15 protein-coding genes and 1 riboswitch are annotated in these 16407 nt (G+C 70.1%); of the genes, 7 read left to right on the top strand and 8 right to left on the bottom strand.

Annotated elements, in window-relative coordinates:
• Positions 1 to 248: 248 nt before the first annotated feature.
• Genes Q2K20_RS12045 through Q2K20_RS12035 form a run of 3 tightly spaced genes read right to left on the bottom strand, consistent with a single transcriptional unit; the run spans position 249 to position 3196 of the window.
• The gene (locus Q2K20_RS12045; protein WP_119192267.1) at positions 249 to 686 is read right to left on the bottom strand and encodes a hypothetical protein; all 438 of its coding nucleotides are present in this window, start codon (positions 684 to 686) and stop codon (positions 249 to 251) included.
• Positions 683 to 1852 carry a homoserine O-acetyltransferase MetX gene (locus Q2K20_RS12040; RefSeq protein ID WP_317176817.1) on the bottom strand — a complete coding sequence of 390 codons (1170 nt, stop codon included), beginning with the start codon at positions 1850 to 1852 and terminating at the stop codon, positions 683 to 685. Before Q2K20_RS12040 ends, Q2K20_RS12045 begins: the two co-directional genes overlap by 4 nt.
• A gap of 9 nt (positions 1853 to 1861) precedes the next feature.
• Positions 1862 to 3196, bottom strand: coding sequence for an O-acetylhomoserine aminocarboxypropyltransferase/cysteine synthase family protein (locus tag Q2K20_RS12035; protein ID WP_317176816.1), 1335 nt, complete (start codon positions 3194 to 3196; stop codon positions 1862 to 1864).
• Positions 3197 to 3249: 53 nt separating this feature from the next.
• Positions 3250 to 3365: riboswitch (SAM riboswitch) on the bottom strand.
• A 156-nt stretch (positions 3366 to 3521) separates the two neighbouring features.
• On the opposite strand from Q2K20_RS12035, the gene Q2K20_RS12030 reads away from it, so the two are divergent.
• The 6 genes from Q2K20_RS12030 to trpS all read left to right on the top strand — a co-directional run bounded on the left by Q2K20_RS12030 (position 3522) and on the right by trpS (position 9647).
• Positions 3522 to 4745, top strand: coding sequence for an NADP-dependent isocitrate dehydrogenase (locus Q2K20_RS12030; RefSeq protein WP_167492429.1), 1224 nt, complete (start codon positions 3522 to 3524; stop codon positions 4743 to 4745).
• A 140-nt stretch (positions 4746 to 4885) separates the two neighbouring features.
• Positions 4886 to 5758, top strand: coding sequence for a bile acid:sodium symporter family protein (locus Q2K20_RS12025; protein ID WP_317176815.1), 873 nt, complete (start codon positions 4886 to 4888; stop codon positions 5756 to 5758).
• 50 nt (positions 5759 to 5808) lie between these two features.
• Entirely contained in the window at positions 5809 to 7029 is a 1221-nt protein-coding gene (locus tag Q2K20_RS12020; protein ID WP_386850688.1) for an MFS transporter, read from the top strand.
• A gap of 40 nt (positions 7030 to 7069) precedes the next feature.
• Complete coding sequence (locus Q2K20_RS12015) at positions 7070 to 7915, top strand: exodeoxyribonuclease III (protein ID WP_317176814.1); 846 nt, start codon at positions 7070 to 7072, stop codon at positions 7913 to 7915.
• A 111-nt stretch (positions 7916 to 8026) separates the two neighbouring features.
• Positions 8027 to 8500 carry a PPOX class F420-dependent oxidoreductase gene (locus Q2K20_RS12010; RefSeq protein ID WP_317176813.1) on the top strand — a complete coding sequence of 158 codons (474 nt, stop codon included), beginning with the start codon at positions 8027 to 8029 and terminating at the stop codon, positions 8498 to 8500.
• Between the two features lie 58 nt (positions 8501 to 8558).
• Positions 8559 to 9647, top strand: coding sequence for a tryptophan--tRNA ligase (gene trpS, locus Q2K20_RS12005; RefSeq protein WP_317176812.1), 1089 nt, complete (start codon positions 8559 to 8561; stop codon positions 9645 to 9647).
• A 325-nt stretch (positions 9648 to 9972) separates the two neighbouring features.
• On the opposite strand, the gene Q2K20_RS12000 is transcribed toward trpS, so the two are convergent.
• The 4 genes from Q2K20_RS12000 to Q2K20_RS11985 form a co-directional block, all read right to left on the bottom strand.
• Entirely contained in the window at positions 9973 to 11031 is a 1059-nt protein-coding gene (locus tag Q2K20_RS12000; protein WP_317176811.1) for a ribonuclease HI family protein, read from the bottom strand.
• Positions 11032 to 11244: 213 nt separating this feature from the next.
• The gene (locus Q2K20_RS11995; RefSeq protein ID WP_227022319.1) at positions 11245 to 11514 is read right to left on the bottom strand and encodes a hypothetical protein; all 270 of its coding nucleotides are present in this window, start codon (positions 11512 to 11514) and stop codon (positions 11245 to 11247) included.
• A 45-nt stretch (positions 11515 to 11559) separates the two neighbouring features.
• The gene (locus Q2K20_RS11990; RefSeq protein ID WP_269529056.1) at positions 11560 to 12795 is read right to left on the bottom strand and encodes a fatty acid desaturase family protein; all 1236 of its coding nucleotides are present in this window, start codon (positions 12793 to 12795) and stop codon (positions 11560 to 11562) included.
• A gap of 46 nt (positions 12796 to 12841) precedes the next feature.
• Positions 12842 to 13942: a flavin reductase family protein gene (locus Q2K20_RS11985; RefSeq protein ID WP_119192274.1), complete on the bottom strand. Its 1101-nt coding sequence runs from the start codon at positions 13940 to 13942 to the stop codon at positions 12842 to 12844.
• A 257-nt stretch (positions 13943 to 14199) separates the two neighbouring features.
• On the opposite strand from Q2K20_RS11985, the gene Q2K20_RS11980 reads away from it, so the two are divergent.
• Complete coding sequence (locus Q2K20_RS11980) at positions 14200 to 14799, top strand: TetR/AcrR family transcriptional regulator (protein WP_119192291.1); 600 nt, start codon at positions 14200 to 14202, stop codon at positions 14797 to 14799.
• Positions 14800 to 14875: 76 nt separating this feature from the next.
• On the opposite strand, the gene Q2K20_RS11975 is transcribed toward Q2K20_RS11980, so the two are convergent.
• Entirely contained in the window at positions 14876 to 16273 is a 1398-nt protein-coding gene (locus Q2K20_RS11975) for a D-alanyl-D-alanine carboxypeptidase family protein (protein WP_317176810.1), read from the bottom strand.
• Positions 16274 to 16407: the final 134 nt, after the last annotated feature.

Genomic DNA, 16407 nt, shown 5'->3' with positions numbered 1-16407 from the left:
GCCTGGGGGAAGAGGGCCCGCGCTTCACGTATCCCGCGCGGAGCAGCGAGAACGGCGCCTATCGCGATCCGCGGGGGGACGATCTCACGATCATCGCATCGCCGCAGAGCAGATTCCCTCCGCGGCCAGGTTTCCTCCGCGCCGGTGTGGATCACCTATCGGATCACGCGCTGCCCTTGGCACCCGATGGGTGGCGCGACGCCCGATGGGTGGCGTTCTGGAAGGGCGGCGCGACGGAGGGGAGCGAGTCAGCGGAGCCTGAGAGGTACGCCCTCGCGGACGTGCTCCCGAATGCTGTCCGACGCGAGCAGATAGCCCATCGTCACCAGGACCAGCAGGGAGAAGATGCTTCCCACCACGGAGATGAACGTGAGGCTGTCCAGCACGACTCGTGCCAGTGAGTTCGCAGCCAGGAGCGCCACCGCCGCCCCGAGGACCACCCGGGACCAACGGTGGGCCCGCCACAGGAGCACGCCGCCGACGATCAGCAGTATGCCCAGGGCAGATGAGGACACGGCGGTCACAGCCATCGGCCGGTACCGGGTGATGTCGTTGCCGCCGCTGGCGGTTGCGGTGATACCCAGGAGGGTGGCGAACCCGACGGCCACCCCGATGGCCCCGAATCCCACGGCGAGACCCGCAAGTCCGAGGGCGGCAGGCCGGGGGGTGCGATCGAATTCGGTCATACGTGTCCTCGTGTCCGGTCCGTGGATCCCTGCTCGGCGAGTTCCAGGGTCCGCTGAAGCATCGGTCCCACCACGTCGGATTCGGTGAGGAACCCGTCGTGGCCGGCCGGGCTGTCGATCACCACGAGTGGGTCGGCAGCCGGGAGCAGCGCCGCCAACTCTCGCTGCTGCCGTAGGGGGTAGAGCCGGTCGGTGGTGACCCCGCCGATCACGCACGGGACCGGGCACGACCGCAGCGCTTCCTCGACGCCACCGCGGCCCAGGCCCACGTCGTGCCGGTTCAGGGCGTCGGTGAGCAGGACGTACGAGCAGGCGTCGAACCGTGAGACGAGCTTGCCGGCCTGATGGTCGAGGTAGGACTGGACGGCGAACCTTCCGGACATCGACAGGTCCTCACCGCGGGGATCCTCCCCGGGCTGCGGGCGGTTGGAGAACCGCTCGTCCAGTTCCTGCTCGCCCCGGTAGGACAGGTGCGCGATGCGTCGCGCGATTCCCAGGCCGGTGACCGGGGTGCGGCCGGTGCCGTGATAGCCGCCCTGCTGCCAGTGCGGGTCGGAGGTCACGGCCATGATCTGGGCAGTCTGGATGCCGATCTGGTCGGCGGAGGCGCGGGCGCCGACGGCCAGGACGCACGCCGCACGGACGCGGTCCGGGTACGTGACCATCCACTCGAGCGTCCGGGCGCCGCCCATGGAGCCGCCGATCACTGCCGCCCAGCGGCCGATCCCCAGCAGGTCCGCCAGCAACCGCTCGGACTCGACCATGTCGCGCACCGAGACGGCCGGGAACCGCGCGCCCCAGTAGTGGCCGTCGGGGTGGAGCGAGCTCGGCCCCGTCGACCCCCGGCAGCCCCCCAGGACGTTCACGGACAACACGCAGTAGCGGTCGGTGTCCAGCGGGAGTCCGGGCCCGACGAGCCCGTTCCACCACCCTGGGGTGGGGTGCAGGGAGTCGACCGAACCCACGAGGTGGGAGTCCCCGGTGAGCGCGTGCTCGACCAGGACGATGTTGGACAGGTCGTCCGCGATCCTGCCCCACCGCTGCACGGCGAGCGTCACCCCCGGGATGACGACACCCGTGACCAGGGTCAGATCGCCGATGGCGAGGTGGCCGAGGGTGCCGTCGCCCGGGGGCAGCAGCGCGAGCGGATCGGAAGAGCGGACCATGGGGGCGGGTCAGGAGATCGCGGCGAAACCGAGCACGAGGTCGGCGAGGATGTCCTCGACGGCCTCGATGCCCACCGACAGGCGGACGGTCGCGAGGGTGATCCCGGCGATCGCGTTGGCCTCGGGGGTGCCCTGCGAGTGGGTGGTGGTCGCGGGGTGGCACACGAGTGACCGCACGTCACCGATGTTGACCAGGCACGAGTGCAGCTTGAGGGCGTCGATGAACGCCCAGGCACGGGCCTTGACATCGTCGTCGGACGTGCCCTCCGGCACGGCCAGGTCGAACGTGACGATCGCGCCGGCGCCCTTGGGGGCCAGCTTCTTCTGGAGCTCGTGGTAGGGCGAGGAGGCCAGGCCCGCGTACTGGACCTTGGCCACGTCGGAACGGGCCTCGAGCCACTCGGCTATCCGCTGCGCGTTGGACACGTGGCGCTCGACCCGCAGGCTGAGCGTGTCGATGCCCTGGGCGAGGGTCCACGCGTTGAACGGGGAGGCCGCCGCGCCGGTGTCACGCAGGAGGGTCACCCGGGCCTTGAGCGCGAGAGCGGGCGCGCCGAGATCGGCGTAGACGAGGCCGTGGTAGGCCGGGTCCGGGGTGGTGAAGGACGGGAAGACGTCCTGGCCGTCGCGCTGCACACGCCAGTCGAACTTGCCGCCGTCCACGAGCACTCCACCCAGGGACGAGCCGTGGCCACCGAGGTACTTGGTGGCCGAGGAGACCACCACGTCAGCACCCAGCTCCAGCGGGCGGATGAGGTAGGGGGTGGCCACGGTGTTGTCGATGACGAGCGGAACCTGGTTGCGGTGCGCGACCTCGGCGATCGCCGGGATGTCGAGGATGTCGTTGAGCGGGTTCGAGATCGACTCGCCGTAGAAGAGCTTCGTGTTGGGGCGCACGGCCGCCTCCCAGGAGGCGGGGTCGTCGGGGTTCTCGACGAACGTCGTCTCGATGCCGTACTTGGGCAGGGTGTGGCGCAGCAGGGTGTCGGTGCCGCCGTACAGGCGGGGGGACGCCACGACGTGGCCGCCGGACTGGGCGATCGCCTGCACGACGGCGGTCTCGGCCGCCTGTCCCGACGCGAACAGCAGACCCGCGACGCCGCCCTCCAGCGAGGCGATGCGATCCTCGACCGCTGCCACGGTGGGGTTGGTGATGCGGGTGTAGATGGGGCCCATCTCCGCCAGCGCGAAACGGTCGGCCGCCTGCTTGGCATCGGCGAACACGTACGAGGTGGTCTGGTAGATCGGCAGATTCCGGGCTCCGGTGTCGGAGTCGACGGGCTGCCCGGCGTGGATCTGACGCGTCTCGAAGGCCCAGTCCGTATTGCTGTTGTCGTAGGTCATAGGGGCGGAGCCCCTCCTCTCATCGAAAAGGGTCCGCCCGCTTGACGACAGCGGACCCGCGCTTGCCCGTCACCCGGTCGGGTGGTGGCCAGGTCGTCTCCCGGGGCACCCCACCGCGGTGGAGGGTTGCCGTCCAGCGAGCCGGGGCTTTCCGCTGGAACTCATGACCTGGGGTCAGGCTAGCCTAAGCCGCTCGACGGAGGCAACGAGGGGTTACCCGTCGCAGCGGCGGCTCCGGACCGTGCCGAGCAGTAAAGTGAGACCTACGTCACGTAAGGACCGACAGCGTCGGCCCCACAAGGGCCGGGCGGGGAAAGAGGATCCGATGTCGAAGATCAAGGTCGACGGGACCGTCGTGGAACTCGACGGCGACGAGATGACCCGCATCATCTGGAAGTTCATCAAGGACGAGCTGATCCACCCCTACCTCGACGTGGATCTCGAGTACTACGACCTCGGCATCACCAGCCGTGACGCGACGGACGACCAGATCACCGTCGACGCGGCCAACGCCATCGCCAAGCACGGCGTCGGCGTCAAGTGCGCGACCATCACGCCCGACGAGGCCCGCGTCGAGGAGTTCGGGCTCAAGCGGATGTACCTCTCACCGAACGGGACCATCAGGAACATCCTCGGCGGGACGATCTTCCGCGCGCCGATCATCATCTCCAACGTCCCGCGACTGGTCCCCGGCTGGACCAAACCGATCATCGTCGGCCGCCACGCCTTCGGCGACCAGTACAAGGCGACCGACTTCAAGGCCCCCGGCCCGGGAAAGGTCACCATCACCTACACGCCGGCCGACGGGTCCGAGCCGATCGAACACGAGATCGTGAACCTGCCCGAGGAGGGCGGGGTGGTCATGGGGATGTACAACTTCACCAAGTCGATCGAGGACTTCGCGCGGGCCTCGTTCAACTACGGTCTCGACCGCGGGTACCCGGTGTACCTGTCCACCAAGAACACGATCCTGCAAGCCTACGACGGCGCGTTCAAGGACATCTTCCAGGACGTGTTCGACCGCGAGTTCAAGGACGAGTTCGACAAGGCCGGCCTGACCTACGAACACCGCCTCATCGACGACATGGTGGCCTCCGCGCTCAAATGGGAGGGCGGTTATGTCTGGGCGTGCAAGAACTACGACGGTGACGTGCAGTCCGACACCGTGGCCCAGGGGTTCGGCTCACTCGGTCTGATGACCTCCGTCCTGCTCACCCCGGACGGGAAGACCTGCGAGGCGGAGGCCGCCCACGGCACCGTCACGCGACATTTCCGGCAGCACCAGGAGGGCAAGGCGACCTCCACCAACCCGATAGCCTCGATCTTCGCGTGGACCCGGGGTCTCGAGCACCGCGGCAAGCTCGACGGCACCCCGGAGGTCATCGAGTTCGCCCACCAACTCGAGGACGTGGTCATCAAGACCGTCGAGGAGGGGCAGATGACCAAGGACCTCGCGCTGCTCGTCGGCGATGGCCAGGAACACCTCACGACGGAGGAGTTCCTCGCGGCGCTGGATGAGAATCTCAAGCGCACCCGAGCAGAGGCCTGATCCCGCGCGCCCACCGTTCGGCGACGACCCCGCGCCCGCCGGTGTGGGGTCGCGGCGGCGCCCGATCGGTTACCGTAGTCGGACAGTGGTCCACGTCACAGGCGTGGCCAGCCGTTCCGTCGTGAGCCCAGGAGACGTCCGTGGATCAGAGCCCCTTGGTCGATATCGGCCTGCCGATCGCCCTGGCCATCATCATGGTCGGCATCGGGTTGAGTCTGACCAGGGAGGACTTCGCGGTCCAGGCCAGATCGCCCAGGGCCACGATCGTCGGACTGTTCGGCCAACTGGTCCTGGTTCCGCTGGTCGGTGTCGGTGTGGCCCTGCTCTTCGGCCTCACGCCGATGCTGGCGCTCGGGGTGGTGCTCGTGGCCGCGACGCCGGGCGGGGCGACGTCGAACCTCATCACTTATCTCTCCCGCGGCAACGTCGCCCTCTCGGTCATCCTCACCGCCCTCACCTCCGTCGCCGTCATCCTCACCCTGCCGATGTGGTTCGGCATCGGCGCGCGCCTCATCCCCGGAGCCGCGGACGAGGAGGTGACCGTCCCTCTCGGCCAGACTTTCGGACTCCTGCTGGGCGTCATCCTCATCCCGGTCGCGATCGGGATGATCCTCCGTGCCAGGAGGCCCGCGCTCGCCTCCCGCATCGAGCGCTACGTCGGGATCGTGGGCCTCGTCGTGCTGGTCCTGCTCATCGTGGGGATCGTCCTCGGCGAACGGGACTGGATCGTCGACCTCGTCGTGACCGTCGGCCCCGCCGTGATCGTCCTCAACCTCGCACTGATCGTTCTCGGCGGCCTCCTGGCATGGGTGAGCAGGCTGAGGCGGGCGGAGCAGATCGCGATCGCCGTGGAGTTCGGCATCAAGAACACCACCCTGACGCTGTTGATCGCCTTCACCGTGATCGGTGACGAGGAGGTCGGGCTCGCGGCCGCCGTCTACAGCATCGTCATGTACGTCACGGCGTTCGCGCTGGTCTACGGTGGCCGACGCCTCATGCGCACCGCCCCCTGATCGGGCTGACGTGGCAGGCCCGGCCGGGGTGGTGGGCGTAGCCTTCGTCGGTGACCACGAGCCCCGCAGCCGCCCCGGCGCCGGACACCGAGCCCGCCGCACCCACCCCTCGCCGTGTGGCGCTGGCGATCCTCGCGCTCGCGCTGGGCGGGTTCGGCATCGGCGTCACCGAGTTCGCGGCGATGGGACTGCTGCGGTCGATCGCCGAGGGCTTCGGGCTCACCGAACCACAGGCCGGCAACGTCATCAGCGCCTACGCGCTCGGCGTGGTCGTGGGTGCCCCGCTGCTGACCGTGTGGACCTCACGGTGGCGGCGCCGCACCCTGCTGCTCGTCCTCATGGCGATGTTCACCGCGGGCAACGTCGCGGCGGCCTTCGCCCCGGCCGCCGAGATCCTGGTGGCGGCCCGGTTCGTCGCCGGAATCCCGCACGGGGCGTACTTCGGGGTCGCCTCCCTGGTGGCGGCCTCCCTCGCGGGTCCCGGACGGCAGGCGCGGGCGGTGTCCCAGGTGCTGCTCGGACTGTCGGTCGCGAACGTGATCGGTGTCCCGGCGGCGACCTGGCTCGGGGAGACGATCGGGTGGCAGTCCGCCTTCCTCGCGGTCGGGGTGATCGGCGCGCTGACCGTGGCGGCCATCTTCGTCGTCGTCCCCGAACCCACGGGGACGGTGGTCGTCAGGGCGCGCGAGGAGCTCGCCGCGTTGGCGAGGCCACAGATCCTGGCGACGCTCGCCGTGGGGTCCGTCGGGTTCGGCGGCATGTTCGCCGTCTACACCTACATCCAGTGGACGATGGTCGACGTCGCCGGGATCGATCCCGGCTGGATGCCCGCGGTGCTCGCCGTCTACGGACTCGGCATGGTGGCCGGCAACCTGCTCGGCGGTGTGGTTGCGGACCGGGACCTCGACCGCGGGCTGGTCGCGATCGCCGCGGTGATGACCGTGGTGCTGGCGCTGTTCGCCGTCGCCGCGCACCATCCCATCACGGCGCTGGTGGGTCTGTTCCTGGTGGGCACGACCGGATCCGCGTTGGTGCCGGGGCTGCAGTCCCGACTGATGACATACGCGGGCAGGGGACAGACGCTCGCCGCCTCGCTCAACCACTCGGCCCTCAACGCCGCCAACGCGCTGGGCGCGTGGCTCGGCGGGGCCGTGATCGCGCTGGGCTTCGGCTACACGTCCCCGGCGCTCGCCGGGGCGGCCCTGGCGGCGGCGGGTCTCGCGATCCTGGTGGGCGCGGTCTGGGCGGCGCGGCGGACGGCGACGGGGTAGCCGAACCGTCACGTCCCCGGCGATCGGTAGCCTGTGGGCCGTGAGCCTCACCGTGAGCACCGTCAACGTCAACGGGATCCGCGCCGCCGTCAAGCAGCGGTCGGAGACCAACCTCGGATTCCTGCCCTGGCTGGAGGGCAGCGGGGCGGACGTCGTCGCCCTCCAGGAGGTGCGCGCCGACTCCGACCAGACCCGCAAGGCGCTCGCGCCCGCCCTCGACGCCGGGTGGCATCTGGTGGGCGCTCCGTCCTCGCTCAAGGGTCGAGCCGGTGTGGCGATCCTGTCCCGCGCCGAGCCGACCGACGTGCGCGTCGGGTACGGCGACGAGGAGTTCGAGGAGTCCGGCCGGTACATCGAGGCCGTCTACCCCGGGGCTGTCGACGGTGAGACCGTCACCGTCGCCAGCCTCTACCTGCCCTCGGGGTCTGCCGACACCCCCAAGCAGGACGAGAAGGACCGTTTCCTGGGGACCTTCCGCGAGTACCTCGCCGAGCGGGCCGGGCATCTGAAGACCCGTGAGGGTCACGAGATGGTCATCTGTGGCGATTGGAATATCGCCCACCGTGAGGCCGACCTGAAGAATCACAAGGGCAACCACAAGAGCTCCGGTTTCCTGCCGCACGAGCGGGAGTGGATGACCGACGTCTTCGCCGACGGCAGCGGCTGGACCGACATCGTGCGGTATCGCCGCCCCGACCAGATCGGCCCGTACTCGTGGTGGAGCCAGCGCGGTAAGGCCTTCGACAACGACGCGGGCTGGCGGATCGACTACCACGTGGTGTCCGACGGACTGGTCGACCGGGCGGTGTCTGATCGAGTGGACCGGGCGAGCGCGTACGACATGCGGTGGTCCGACCATGTGCCGGTCACCGTCGTCTACGAGTAGGTCCGAGACGAGTATGTCCGAGACGAGTGGTGACGACGACGAAGGCGACTTCTGAGATCGGGCCCGCGGTCGCGGATGTCACGCGGGGGACGGGTCCGTAACCTCGGCACCATGCCGAAGAATGCGACCGCCGAACGTCCCGATCGAGCCGGCCTCGACGATTTCGTCCGCCCCCGACACCGCGCCGTCCTCATCACCCGTCGGTCGTCCGGCGGGCTGCAGACCTCGCCGGTGACCTGCGGTGTCGACTCCGAGGGCAGGCTCGTCGTGGCCACCTATCCGCAGCGGGCGAAGGTGACCAACATCCGCCGCGACCCGGCCGTGAGCGTGTGCGTACTGTCCGACGACTTCAACGGCCCGTACGTCCACCTCGACGGCACCGCGGAGATCGTCGACCTGCCCGAGGCGGTGGAGCCGCTGGTGGAGTACTTCCGCAGCATCGCCGGGGAGCACGACGACTGGGACGAGTACCGGGCGGCGATGGTGCGGCAGGGCAAGTGCCTCATCCGGGTGGCCATCGATGACTGGGGCCCGATAGCCACGGGCGGCTTCCCGCCGGAGATGGCGCCGCCCGCCGACCGCTGACAGTGCGGCGACCGCCCGCGCGAGGGCGTGGGCGGTGGGTTGTCGGGGACGTGGGAAGATGAACGCCATGTCTGAGCAGTCCTCCTCCGCAGATCCCACGCCCGCAGAGCCGACCGGGTCGCAGGCGCCCGCGAAGCGCCAGCGTGTCCTGTCCGGCATCCAGCCCACCGCCGACTCGTACCACCTCGGCAACTACCTGGGCGCCGTGCGGCAGTGGGTCGAGCTGCAGGACGACTACGACGCCTACTACTTCATCCCCGACCTGCACGCGATCACCGTCAAGCAGGACCCCAAGGAGCTGCGCGAGCGGGTCTTCCGCGGCTGCGCGCAGCTGCTCGCGCTGGGCGTGGACCCCGCCCGTTCGGTGCTGTTCGTGCAGTCGCACGTGCCCGAGCATGCCGAGCTGTCGTGGGTGCTCAGCTGCATCACCGGCTACGGCGAGGCCGCGCGGATGACGCAGTTCAAGGACAAGGCCGCCAAACAGGGCACCGACGGCACCACGGTGGGGCTGTTCACCTACCCGGTGCTCATGGCCGCCGACATCCTGCTCTACCGCCCGCACCTGGTGCCGGTGGGCGAGGACCAGCGCCAGCACCTCGAGCTGACCCGCGACCTGGCGATGCGCTTCAATTCCCGCTACAAGAAGACGTTCGTGGTGCCGGAGGGCAAGATCCTCGAGGGTTCGGCCAAGATCTACGACCTGCAGGAGCCCACCGCCAAGATGAGCAAGTCCGGCGAGAACCCCAAGGGCGTCGTCAACTTGCTCGACGATCCCAAGGTTTCCGCCAAGCGCATCCGGAGCGCGGTCACCGACTCCGACGGGAACATCCGCTACGACCGCGAGATGAAGCCCGGCGTGTCCAACCTGCTGGCCATCCAGTCCGCCTTCACCGGGCGCGCGATCGCCGACATCGTCGCCGACTACCAGACCGCCGGAGCAGGCTACGGCGCGCTGAAGACCGACACGGCCGACGCCCTCGAGGCGTTCGTGACGCCGCTGCGTGGCCGGTTCGACGAGTTCATGTCCGACCGCGCCGAGCTCGAGCGGATTCTGGCGGACGGCGCGGAGAAGGCCCGCGCGGTCGCCGGCCCCGTCCTGTCGCAGGTCTATCAGGCCGTCGGATTCACCGCGCCCCGCCGCGGCTGACCAGTGATGATAGGCCCAAGAACTACTAGTCAGGTGTAGTAACTGTAGCGGCTATCGAGTTCACGATGTCGAATGTCGACTGAAACGCCGGTGCCACACTACGTTCTTAGAGTCGGACCCAGCTCATCGGAGACGAAGCTCCGACGAGTGGTCGTATCCCGTCACCTGACAAGGAGTCACACAATGGGTCTAGTTGCCGGTCTCATCGGAATCGTCGGCGATCTCCTCCACCTGCTTCTCGGTGGCCTGTAGGCGCCCGCCGGCGCCGGGGAATGGTGCCCCTCACCGGACGCGGTGAGGGGCACCTTCTCGTGCGGGACGGGGCTCAGGCCTCCGGCGTCCCCTGCTGGAACGTCTGACGCCACGACCCGCCGGAGCGGACCCAGACCGAACTGCGCAGCGTGGAACCGTCGCCCGACCGCTCCCGCCACAAGAGCAGGATCGACTGCGCCCCGACCCGGCGGGCCTCGATGAGATCCATCGTGCGTTCAGCCGTCGACCGAACGGATGATCCGGCGGCGGCGAGCCTGTCCGCGCGGGACCACACCTCGCCCCGGGCGCACACGTGGCTCCACGAGGGATCCAGCAACTCCTCCAGCCGGTCGCGGTCACCCCGGACCGCCTCCGTGAGCAGCGACCGCTCGAGATCCACGACCAGGTCCAGGTCCGTCCGGTCCGGCGCCTCCTCGGCGTCGTCGGCCAGGGAGAACAGATCGGGCTCGGCGGCGGAGGATGCCCTCGTCGTCGTCGCCTTCGTCGTCGTTTCCCTCGCCTTGCCCCCGCCTGCCGGGGCGGACGCCGGCATCGACGCGGACTCCGACCGCCGAACGGTGTCACCCGCCGCTGGGGGAGCGGCCGGGTCGTCGCCGGCGCCGACGGCCTGCGCGCCCGGATAACCCGGGCCGGCCTCCGGCTCCTTTCTGGCGGCATGCGCCTTGGCGGCGCCGTTGGCCAGGACGTCAGCCTTCTCGTTGAGCTCGTGGCCGGCGTGGCCCTTGACCCACTCGAACGTGACCTTGCGGCCCTGCATGGCATCGTCGAGGGCCTTCATCACCTCGACGTTGAGCACGGGCTTGCCGTCGGACTTCTTCCAGCCCTTGCGCTTCCAGCCCGCCATCCACTTAGTGATGGAGTTGATGACGTACTGCGAGTCGCACAGGATGTGAAGTGGCTCCGGGGAGTGCGCTGTCTGACGCAACAGGTCCAGGACAGCGGTGAGCTCGCCCTGGTTATTGGTGCCGCGCTTCCAGCCGCCGCAGCGCCACGTCGAGTCGTCGATGTACCAGGCCCAGCCGGCGGGGCCGGGATTTCCGAGGGCGGAGCCGTCCGCTGCGGCGATGATCGTCACGGTCGACGATCCTGCCACCGTTGCGGACGCGACCATTCACCGGCTCCCCGAGGCTGAGCCGCGGACGGGCTGAACGACTGAGCCGCGGACGGGCTGAGCCTCAATCCAAGATCCACCGATCGAATTACGAGCCACCTACGGAATTCCCTAGGTGGATCGCAATTCGATAGGTGGATTGCCTGGCGCGGTGGAGTTGGGCGGCGTCTCGGCGTCCCGGCGACCGGGGGCCACCGAGCCCCGTCGCGCGTGTCAGCCCTGGAGGTCGCCGTCCTCGATGTCGTCGAGGTCGATCGGCCAGGTGTCCTTCTCCGCGCCGGATCGCCCGCCGCGCTGCTGTTCTTCGCGGCGGGAGATTCGGGCGGCCTCACGCATTTCGATGCCCTCGGTGACGAAGTCGCCGACCTCCTTGGCGATCGAGCCGATCGCGTCCGTGATGATGACGGCGATACGTCCCACCAGCGACGCGCCCGCCTGGACACCTGCCTGGACCTGGTCCTTGTTGCGTTCGAAGTCGCTCATGGACCGCTCCCTTCGTCGGTGATGCCCTTAGACGGTACCCGCGGCTCAGGCGGCGACGGGAGTCTTCCTGCGCTCGATGATCACCGCCGGCGTGTCCGCCGCGGTGGGAGGCAGGGGCAGCGCGAGGCGGAACATCTTGGACCAGACGTTCGCGACCTGCTTCCACAACGGGCCGGTCGTGTACGGCAGGCCGTGCTCCTCGCAGATCGCGCGCACCTCGTCCGCGATCTCCGGGTAGCGGTGCGCGGGAAGATCCGGGAACAGGTGGTGCTCGATCTGGTGCGACAGGTTGCCGGTCGCCAGATGCATGAACGGGCTGCCCGAGATGTTGGCCGACCCCAGCATCTGCCGGACGTACCACTCGCCGCGGGTCTCCTCGGCCGTCTCCTCCTGCGTGAACACCTGGGCGCCGGACGGGAAGTGGCCACAGAAGATCACCGAGAACGCCCAGATGTTGCGGACGACGTTCGCGGTGAGGTTGCCGGCGAACGTGAGCGGGAACAGCGGCCCCGTGAGCGCCGGGTGCACGATGTAGTCCTTGGCCACCTGGCCGCGGACCTTGTTCCACCAGCCGGCGAGCAGGCCCTTGACGTCGGACCACTTGCGCTTGCCCTTGAGGACGTTGTCGTACTCGAGGTCGTGCATCATCACGCCCCACTCGAACAGCATCATCAGCGCGAACGCGTACACGGGGTTGCCCAGACGCAGCGGGGTCCACTTCTGCTCGTACTCCATCCGCAGCAGGCCGTAGCCGATGTCGCGGTCCAGGTCGAGGATGTTGGTGTACGTGTGGTGCATGTAGTTGTGCGAGTGCCGCCACTGGTCCGACGGGCACACGTTGTCCCACTCGAAGCTCGAGGAGTGGAGCATGTCGTCGCGCATCCAGTCGTACTGGCCGTGCATGACGTTGTGGCCGATCTCCATGTTGTCGAGGATCTTGGACGCACTCAGGGCGGCGACGCCGGCCAGCCAAGCCGGGGGCAGGAAGCCGAGGAACATCAGCCCGCGGCCGGCCAACTCCAGGCGGCGCTGGGTGCGCACCACCCGCAGGATGTAGTCGCGGTCGGCGGTGCCGAGGTCGGCCCTCACGCGGTCGCGGATGGCATCGAGTTCGTGGCCGATGATCTCGACCGACTCGGCCGACAGCACGATCGGCTCGGGGCCGGGGGTCTTCGCGGTCTTCGCGTCGGCGGCCTTGCCGGCCGCCTTGCCGCTGGCCTTCGGCGGCTTCGGCGTGGTGGACTTCTTCGGGCGGAGGCCGGGCAGTTGCAAGAGGGTCATGATGGGGTCCTTCCGGGTCGTTCCGGGCGGGTGGTGGTGAAGGTGGTCAGAGCTCGATCTCGACGTCGCCCACGGGCGCGTTGACGCAGATCTGAACGTGGCAGTCAGGAGTGGCGTCGATCTCGCCGGTGCGAAGATCCCGGGTGGTGCCGGAGACGCGCACGGCCGTGCAGGTGTGGCAGATGCCCATCCGGCACCCGTGCTGGGGGCGCAGGCCGACGGCCTCGGCGCCCTCGAGCAGGGTGGTTCCCTCGTTCCGGGCGGTGACGCCGCTACGCAGGTGGGTCACGGTGCCTCCGTCGCCGTCGGGCACGGGCCCGGTCGCGGAGGTGAAACGCTCACGCAGGACGCCGGAGAACCGCTCGGCGCCGAGGACCTCCTCGAGGCCACGGGCCAGCGGCTCGGGGCCACAGAGGAACACCGCGGCGTCATCGTGCCAGGGGGCTGTCTCCTCGAGATGCTCGGCGGAGAGGTGACCGGCCAGGCCGCTCGGGGTCGTCCCCTCGGCGGTGGGGACCACCGTGACCGTCACCCCCGCCCGGGCCAGCTCACGGAGCTGGTCCCGGAAGGGCACGTCCTCCACGCGGCGGGCGTAGTGCAGCCACGCCACGCGGCCGGGCGCCCCGTCGCCGCAGTGGCCGTCCGCGGCGAGCGTCGAGGCGATCGCCAGCATCGGGGTGATGCCGCTGCCACCACTGACCAGCAGCACATCGGCGGGGCGGGCCTCGGGCAACGCCATCTCGCCGACCGGGTTGCCCAGGAGCAGTCGCATCCCGGGCGTGGCCTCGTCCCAGAGATGGTTCGAGACAACGCCGTCCGGGTGCCTGCGGACGGCGATGGTCGCCAGCCCGTCACGGCGGGACGCCGGATCGACGGGGGAGTAGTGGCGGCGATGGACGACGCCGTCCACCACGACCCCGATCTCGAGCGCGGCGCCGGGTGCGGGCCGGTCGACCCCGGCGGGCAACCGCAGGGTGAGGACCGTGACGTCGGGGACCGGCCGGTCGACTGCCACGACGGTCGCCCCGGTGGGGTCGTCGGACCAGTCCACGCCCAGGGAGCGGACGTAGTGTTCGACCGGATGGGGGGTGAGCAGGGTGCGCGTGACCCGGCGGGAGAAGAGTCTGCGGATGGGCGGGGCGGTCATGTGGACCTCCGTTGAGGATGTGGGTCGGTGTGGTCGGACGCCGTCGGATGCGGCCACTCTCCGGCGGTCATCGCGCCTCGCACCGGGTCGGTGCCGTCGCGGTCGGGGTGCGCATCCGTCCGGTTCGACCACCGGACGTTTTTGAGTGTACAGCCGTTCTCCGAAATGGGAAGGGGGTCGATTTGTGGCCCGGCCCACACCCCGTGCACGGGGTGGTCTCCGGCGCGTCAGACCTGGCTGGCGATAAGATGGCGTCTGTGACGACGCCCAGGACCCGCGCAGAACAGAAGCGGCACACCCGTGCACTCATCGTCGAGGCGGGCCGGAACGGGGTGGCCACGCGCGGCTTCACCGGGCTCGTCGTCCGCGAACTCGCGCGCGAGGCCGGCATCGTCCCCACCGCGTTCTACCGGCACTTCGAGTCCGTCGACGACCTCGCTTCGGAACTCGCGTCCGGCGCGGCCGACGCCCTCGGGTCGTTCATCGACGAGCTGATCTCCGCCGCGACCGACGACCCCGCGACCGACTGGCCCCGCCTGGCCTCCGCCGCCGCCACCCGGGATCCGCAGACCTGGGCCATGCTCGCGCGCGGCCTGGTCGACACCGCGCACCCCGACCACCGGGTCCTCGCGGCCGCCGTCGATTCCGCCCGCCGTCGGCTGGGGATCACCCTGGGTCGGCTCGAGACGCTCTCCGGAGCGAACGACACCTCCATCGACATCGCGGCCGACCTCGTCGTCGTCGTCCTCCTCCGCGCCCTCGTCGAGATGGCCGACGATTCCGACGCCCGCACCACGGTCGACGAGTGCGCCGGGCGTCTGCGGGTCATTCTCGCCGGCGCCGGCGCCGTCTCCTGACCGGCCGTTCCCCGGCCGTTCCCCGACCGTACGCGCCGACGCGGCGGCCGCTACGGACGTGAGGCCGGGCCCCGGGCTAGTTCCGTGACCGCAGCGTGAGGACCGCCCCGGCCACCACGACGAGTCCCGCCGCGCCCAGCGCCAGCCACGTGCTGTAGCGCTCGAGCACCGAGCCGCCGACGATCGCCGTCTCCGGCGTGCCCGCACCGCCGAGGCCGCCGGCCAGGTGCTCGGTCGCGTGATCGGTCGAGTCCTGCGGCCCGGCCTCGAGCACGCCCACAGGGTCCGAGTCGCCCGCCGCGTACCCCGCGTCCAGCAGTGCGGCCGCCTGCTGCCACGGCGGGCTGGGCACACGCGTGCCGTCGAGCAGCACCACCGCGAGCCGCCGACCGTCCCGCTCGGCCGCCCCGATGAACGTGTGCCGGGCATCGTCGGTGAAACCGGTCTTGCCGCCGATCGCGCCCGGGTAGTTGTGGAGCAGCAGGTTGTCGTTGCCCAGCACGAAGCCGGGGTTGATCATGGTCCCGTCCGCGCCCATCGTCGGGCCGGTGTGCGCCGGTGCCGCTGCCGGATCCGGTGGTTCCGTACCCGGCCCCGCCGGGTATCCCGGAAAGCCCGTGGACGGGGTGGCGACGATCTCCGCGAACGCCGGGCGGGCCATCGCGTCCCGGAAGATCAGCGACATGTCGTAGGCGGTGGACATCATGCCCGGGCCGTCGAGGCCGTTCACGGTGGCGACATGCGTACTGCGGGCCCCGAGCGCGACGGCGTGCGCGTTCATCGCGGCGCGCGTCTCCTCGATGCCCCCCAGTTGCCGCGCCAGGACCACCGCGGCGTCGTTGCCGGAGGCCATGAGCAGCCCGCTGAGGAGCCGTCCCACGGAGTACTCGCCGCCCGGCCCGATGCCCACGAGGCTGCCCTCGGCCCCCTCGAGGTCCGCGTCGGTGACCTCCACGACCCGGTCGACGTCGAGCGAGTCCAGCGCGACGGAGGCGAGCAGTGTCTTGATCACGCTCGCGGGGCGGTATCGGCCGTGCGGGTCCTTGGCCGCCACGATCTGGCCGGTGTCCAGGTCGGAGACCAGCCACGCGCTGGCGGTGACGTCGCGTGGCACCTCGAATCCGTCGGGCGCCACGACCTCGCAGCCGGCGAGCCCGTCACCGCCCGGAGGGGTGTCGGGCACCGGGGGAGGGGTCGGGGACGTCTGCCCGGGGAGCGGGACCTCGGACTCGTCGACGGGAGCGGGCGGTGTGGTGCGGTACGGGCACCCGGTGATGTCGCGCGGGGTGTCGAAGTACGACGGCGACGTGGTCGACGGCAGCACGGCGGCCGGCGGCGGCTCCGTCAGCGGAACGGCGGGGGCCGGCTCCACGGCTGTCACGGGTGCCGCTGCCGCGAGCGGTACCAGTGCGACCAGGGCTGCGGTCACGAGGCCGGCGGCTCGCTGGACGGGCCGTCGTCGGGTGCTGGTCACGGGGGTCGAGTCTACGTCCGGTCGACGTCGCCTCGGGTCGGACCCGCTGGCCCGGGTCTGACCCGCCCTCGCCCCGCAGCCGCTCCCCGGGGTGGCGTCTCGCACCCGCTTCGGAGCAGGCGAGATGCCACCCC

The organism is Dietzia sp. IN118 (assembly GCF_032905965.1).
Taxonomy (GTDB): Bacteria; Actinomycetota; Actinomycetes; order Mycobacteriales; family Mycobacteriaceae; genus Dietzia; species Dietzia kunjamensis.
Note: the sequence above shows the minus strand (reverse complement) of the source record. Positions and strands in the feature narration are given on the sequence as shown.

What these genes read in the sequence shown, in the direction of transcription:
- Q2K20_RS12045 (WP_119192267.1), bottom strand. Translation starts at nt 686, where the DNA reads ATGACCGAATTCGATCGCACCCCCCGGCCTGCCGCCCTCGGACTTGCG.
- Q2K20_RS12040 (WP_317176817.1), bottom strand. Translation starts at nt 1,852, where the DNA reads ATGGTCCGCTCTTCCGATCCGCTCGCGCTGCTGCCCCCGGGCGACGGC.
- Q2K20_RS12035 (WP_317176816.1), bottom strand. Translation starts at nt 3,196, where the DNA reads ATGACCTACGACAACAGCAATACGGACTGGGCCTTCGAGACGCGTCAG.
- Q2K20_RS12030 (WP_167492429.1), top strand. Translation starts at nt 3,522, where the DNA reads ATGTCGAAGATCAAGGTCGACGGGACCGTCGTGGAACTCGACGGCGAC.
- Q2K20_RS12010 (WP_317176813.1), top strand. Translation starts at nt 8,027, where the DNA reads ATGCCGAAGAATGCGACCGCCGAACGTCCCGATCGAGCCGGCCTCGAC.
- trpS (WP_317176812.1), top strand. Translation starts at nt 8,559, where the DNA reads ATGAACGCCATGTCTGAGCAGTCCTCCTCCGCAGATCCCACGCCCGCA.
- Q2K20_RS12000 (WP_317176811.1), bottom strand. Translation starts at nt 11,031, where the DNA reads ATGGTCGCGTCCGCAACGGTGGCAGGATCGTCGACCGTGACGATCATC.
- Q2K20_RS11995 (WP_227022319.1), bottom strand. Translation starts at nt 11,514, where the DNA reads ATGAGCGACTTCGAACGCAACAAGGACCAGGTCCAGGCAGGTGTCCAG.
- Q2K20_RS11990 (WP_269529056.1), bottom strand. Translation starts at nt 12,795, where the DNA reads ATGACCCTCTTGCAACTGCCCGGCCTCCGCCCGAAGAAGTCCACCACG.
- Q2K20_RS11985 (WP_119192274.1), bottom strand. Translation starts at nt 13,942, where the DNA reads ATGACCGCCCCGCCCATCCGCAGACTCTTCTCCCGCCGGGTCACGCGC.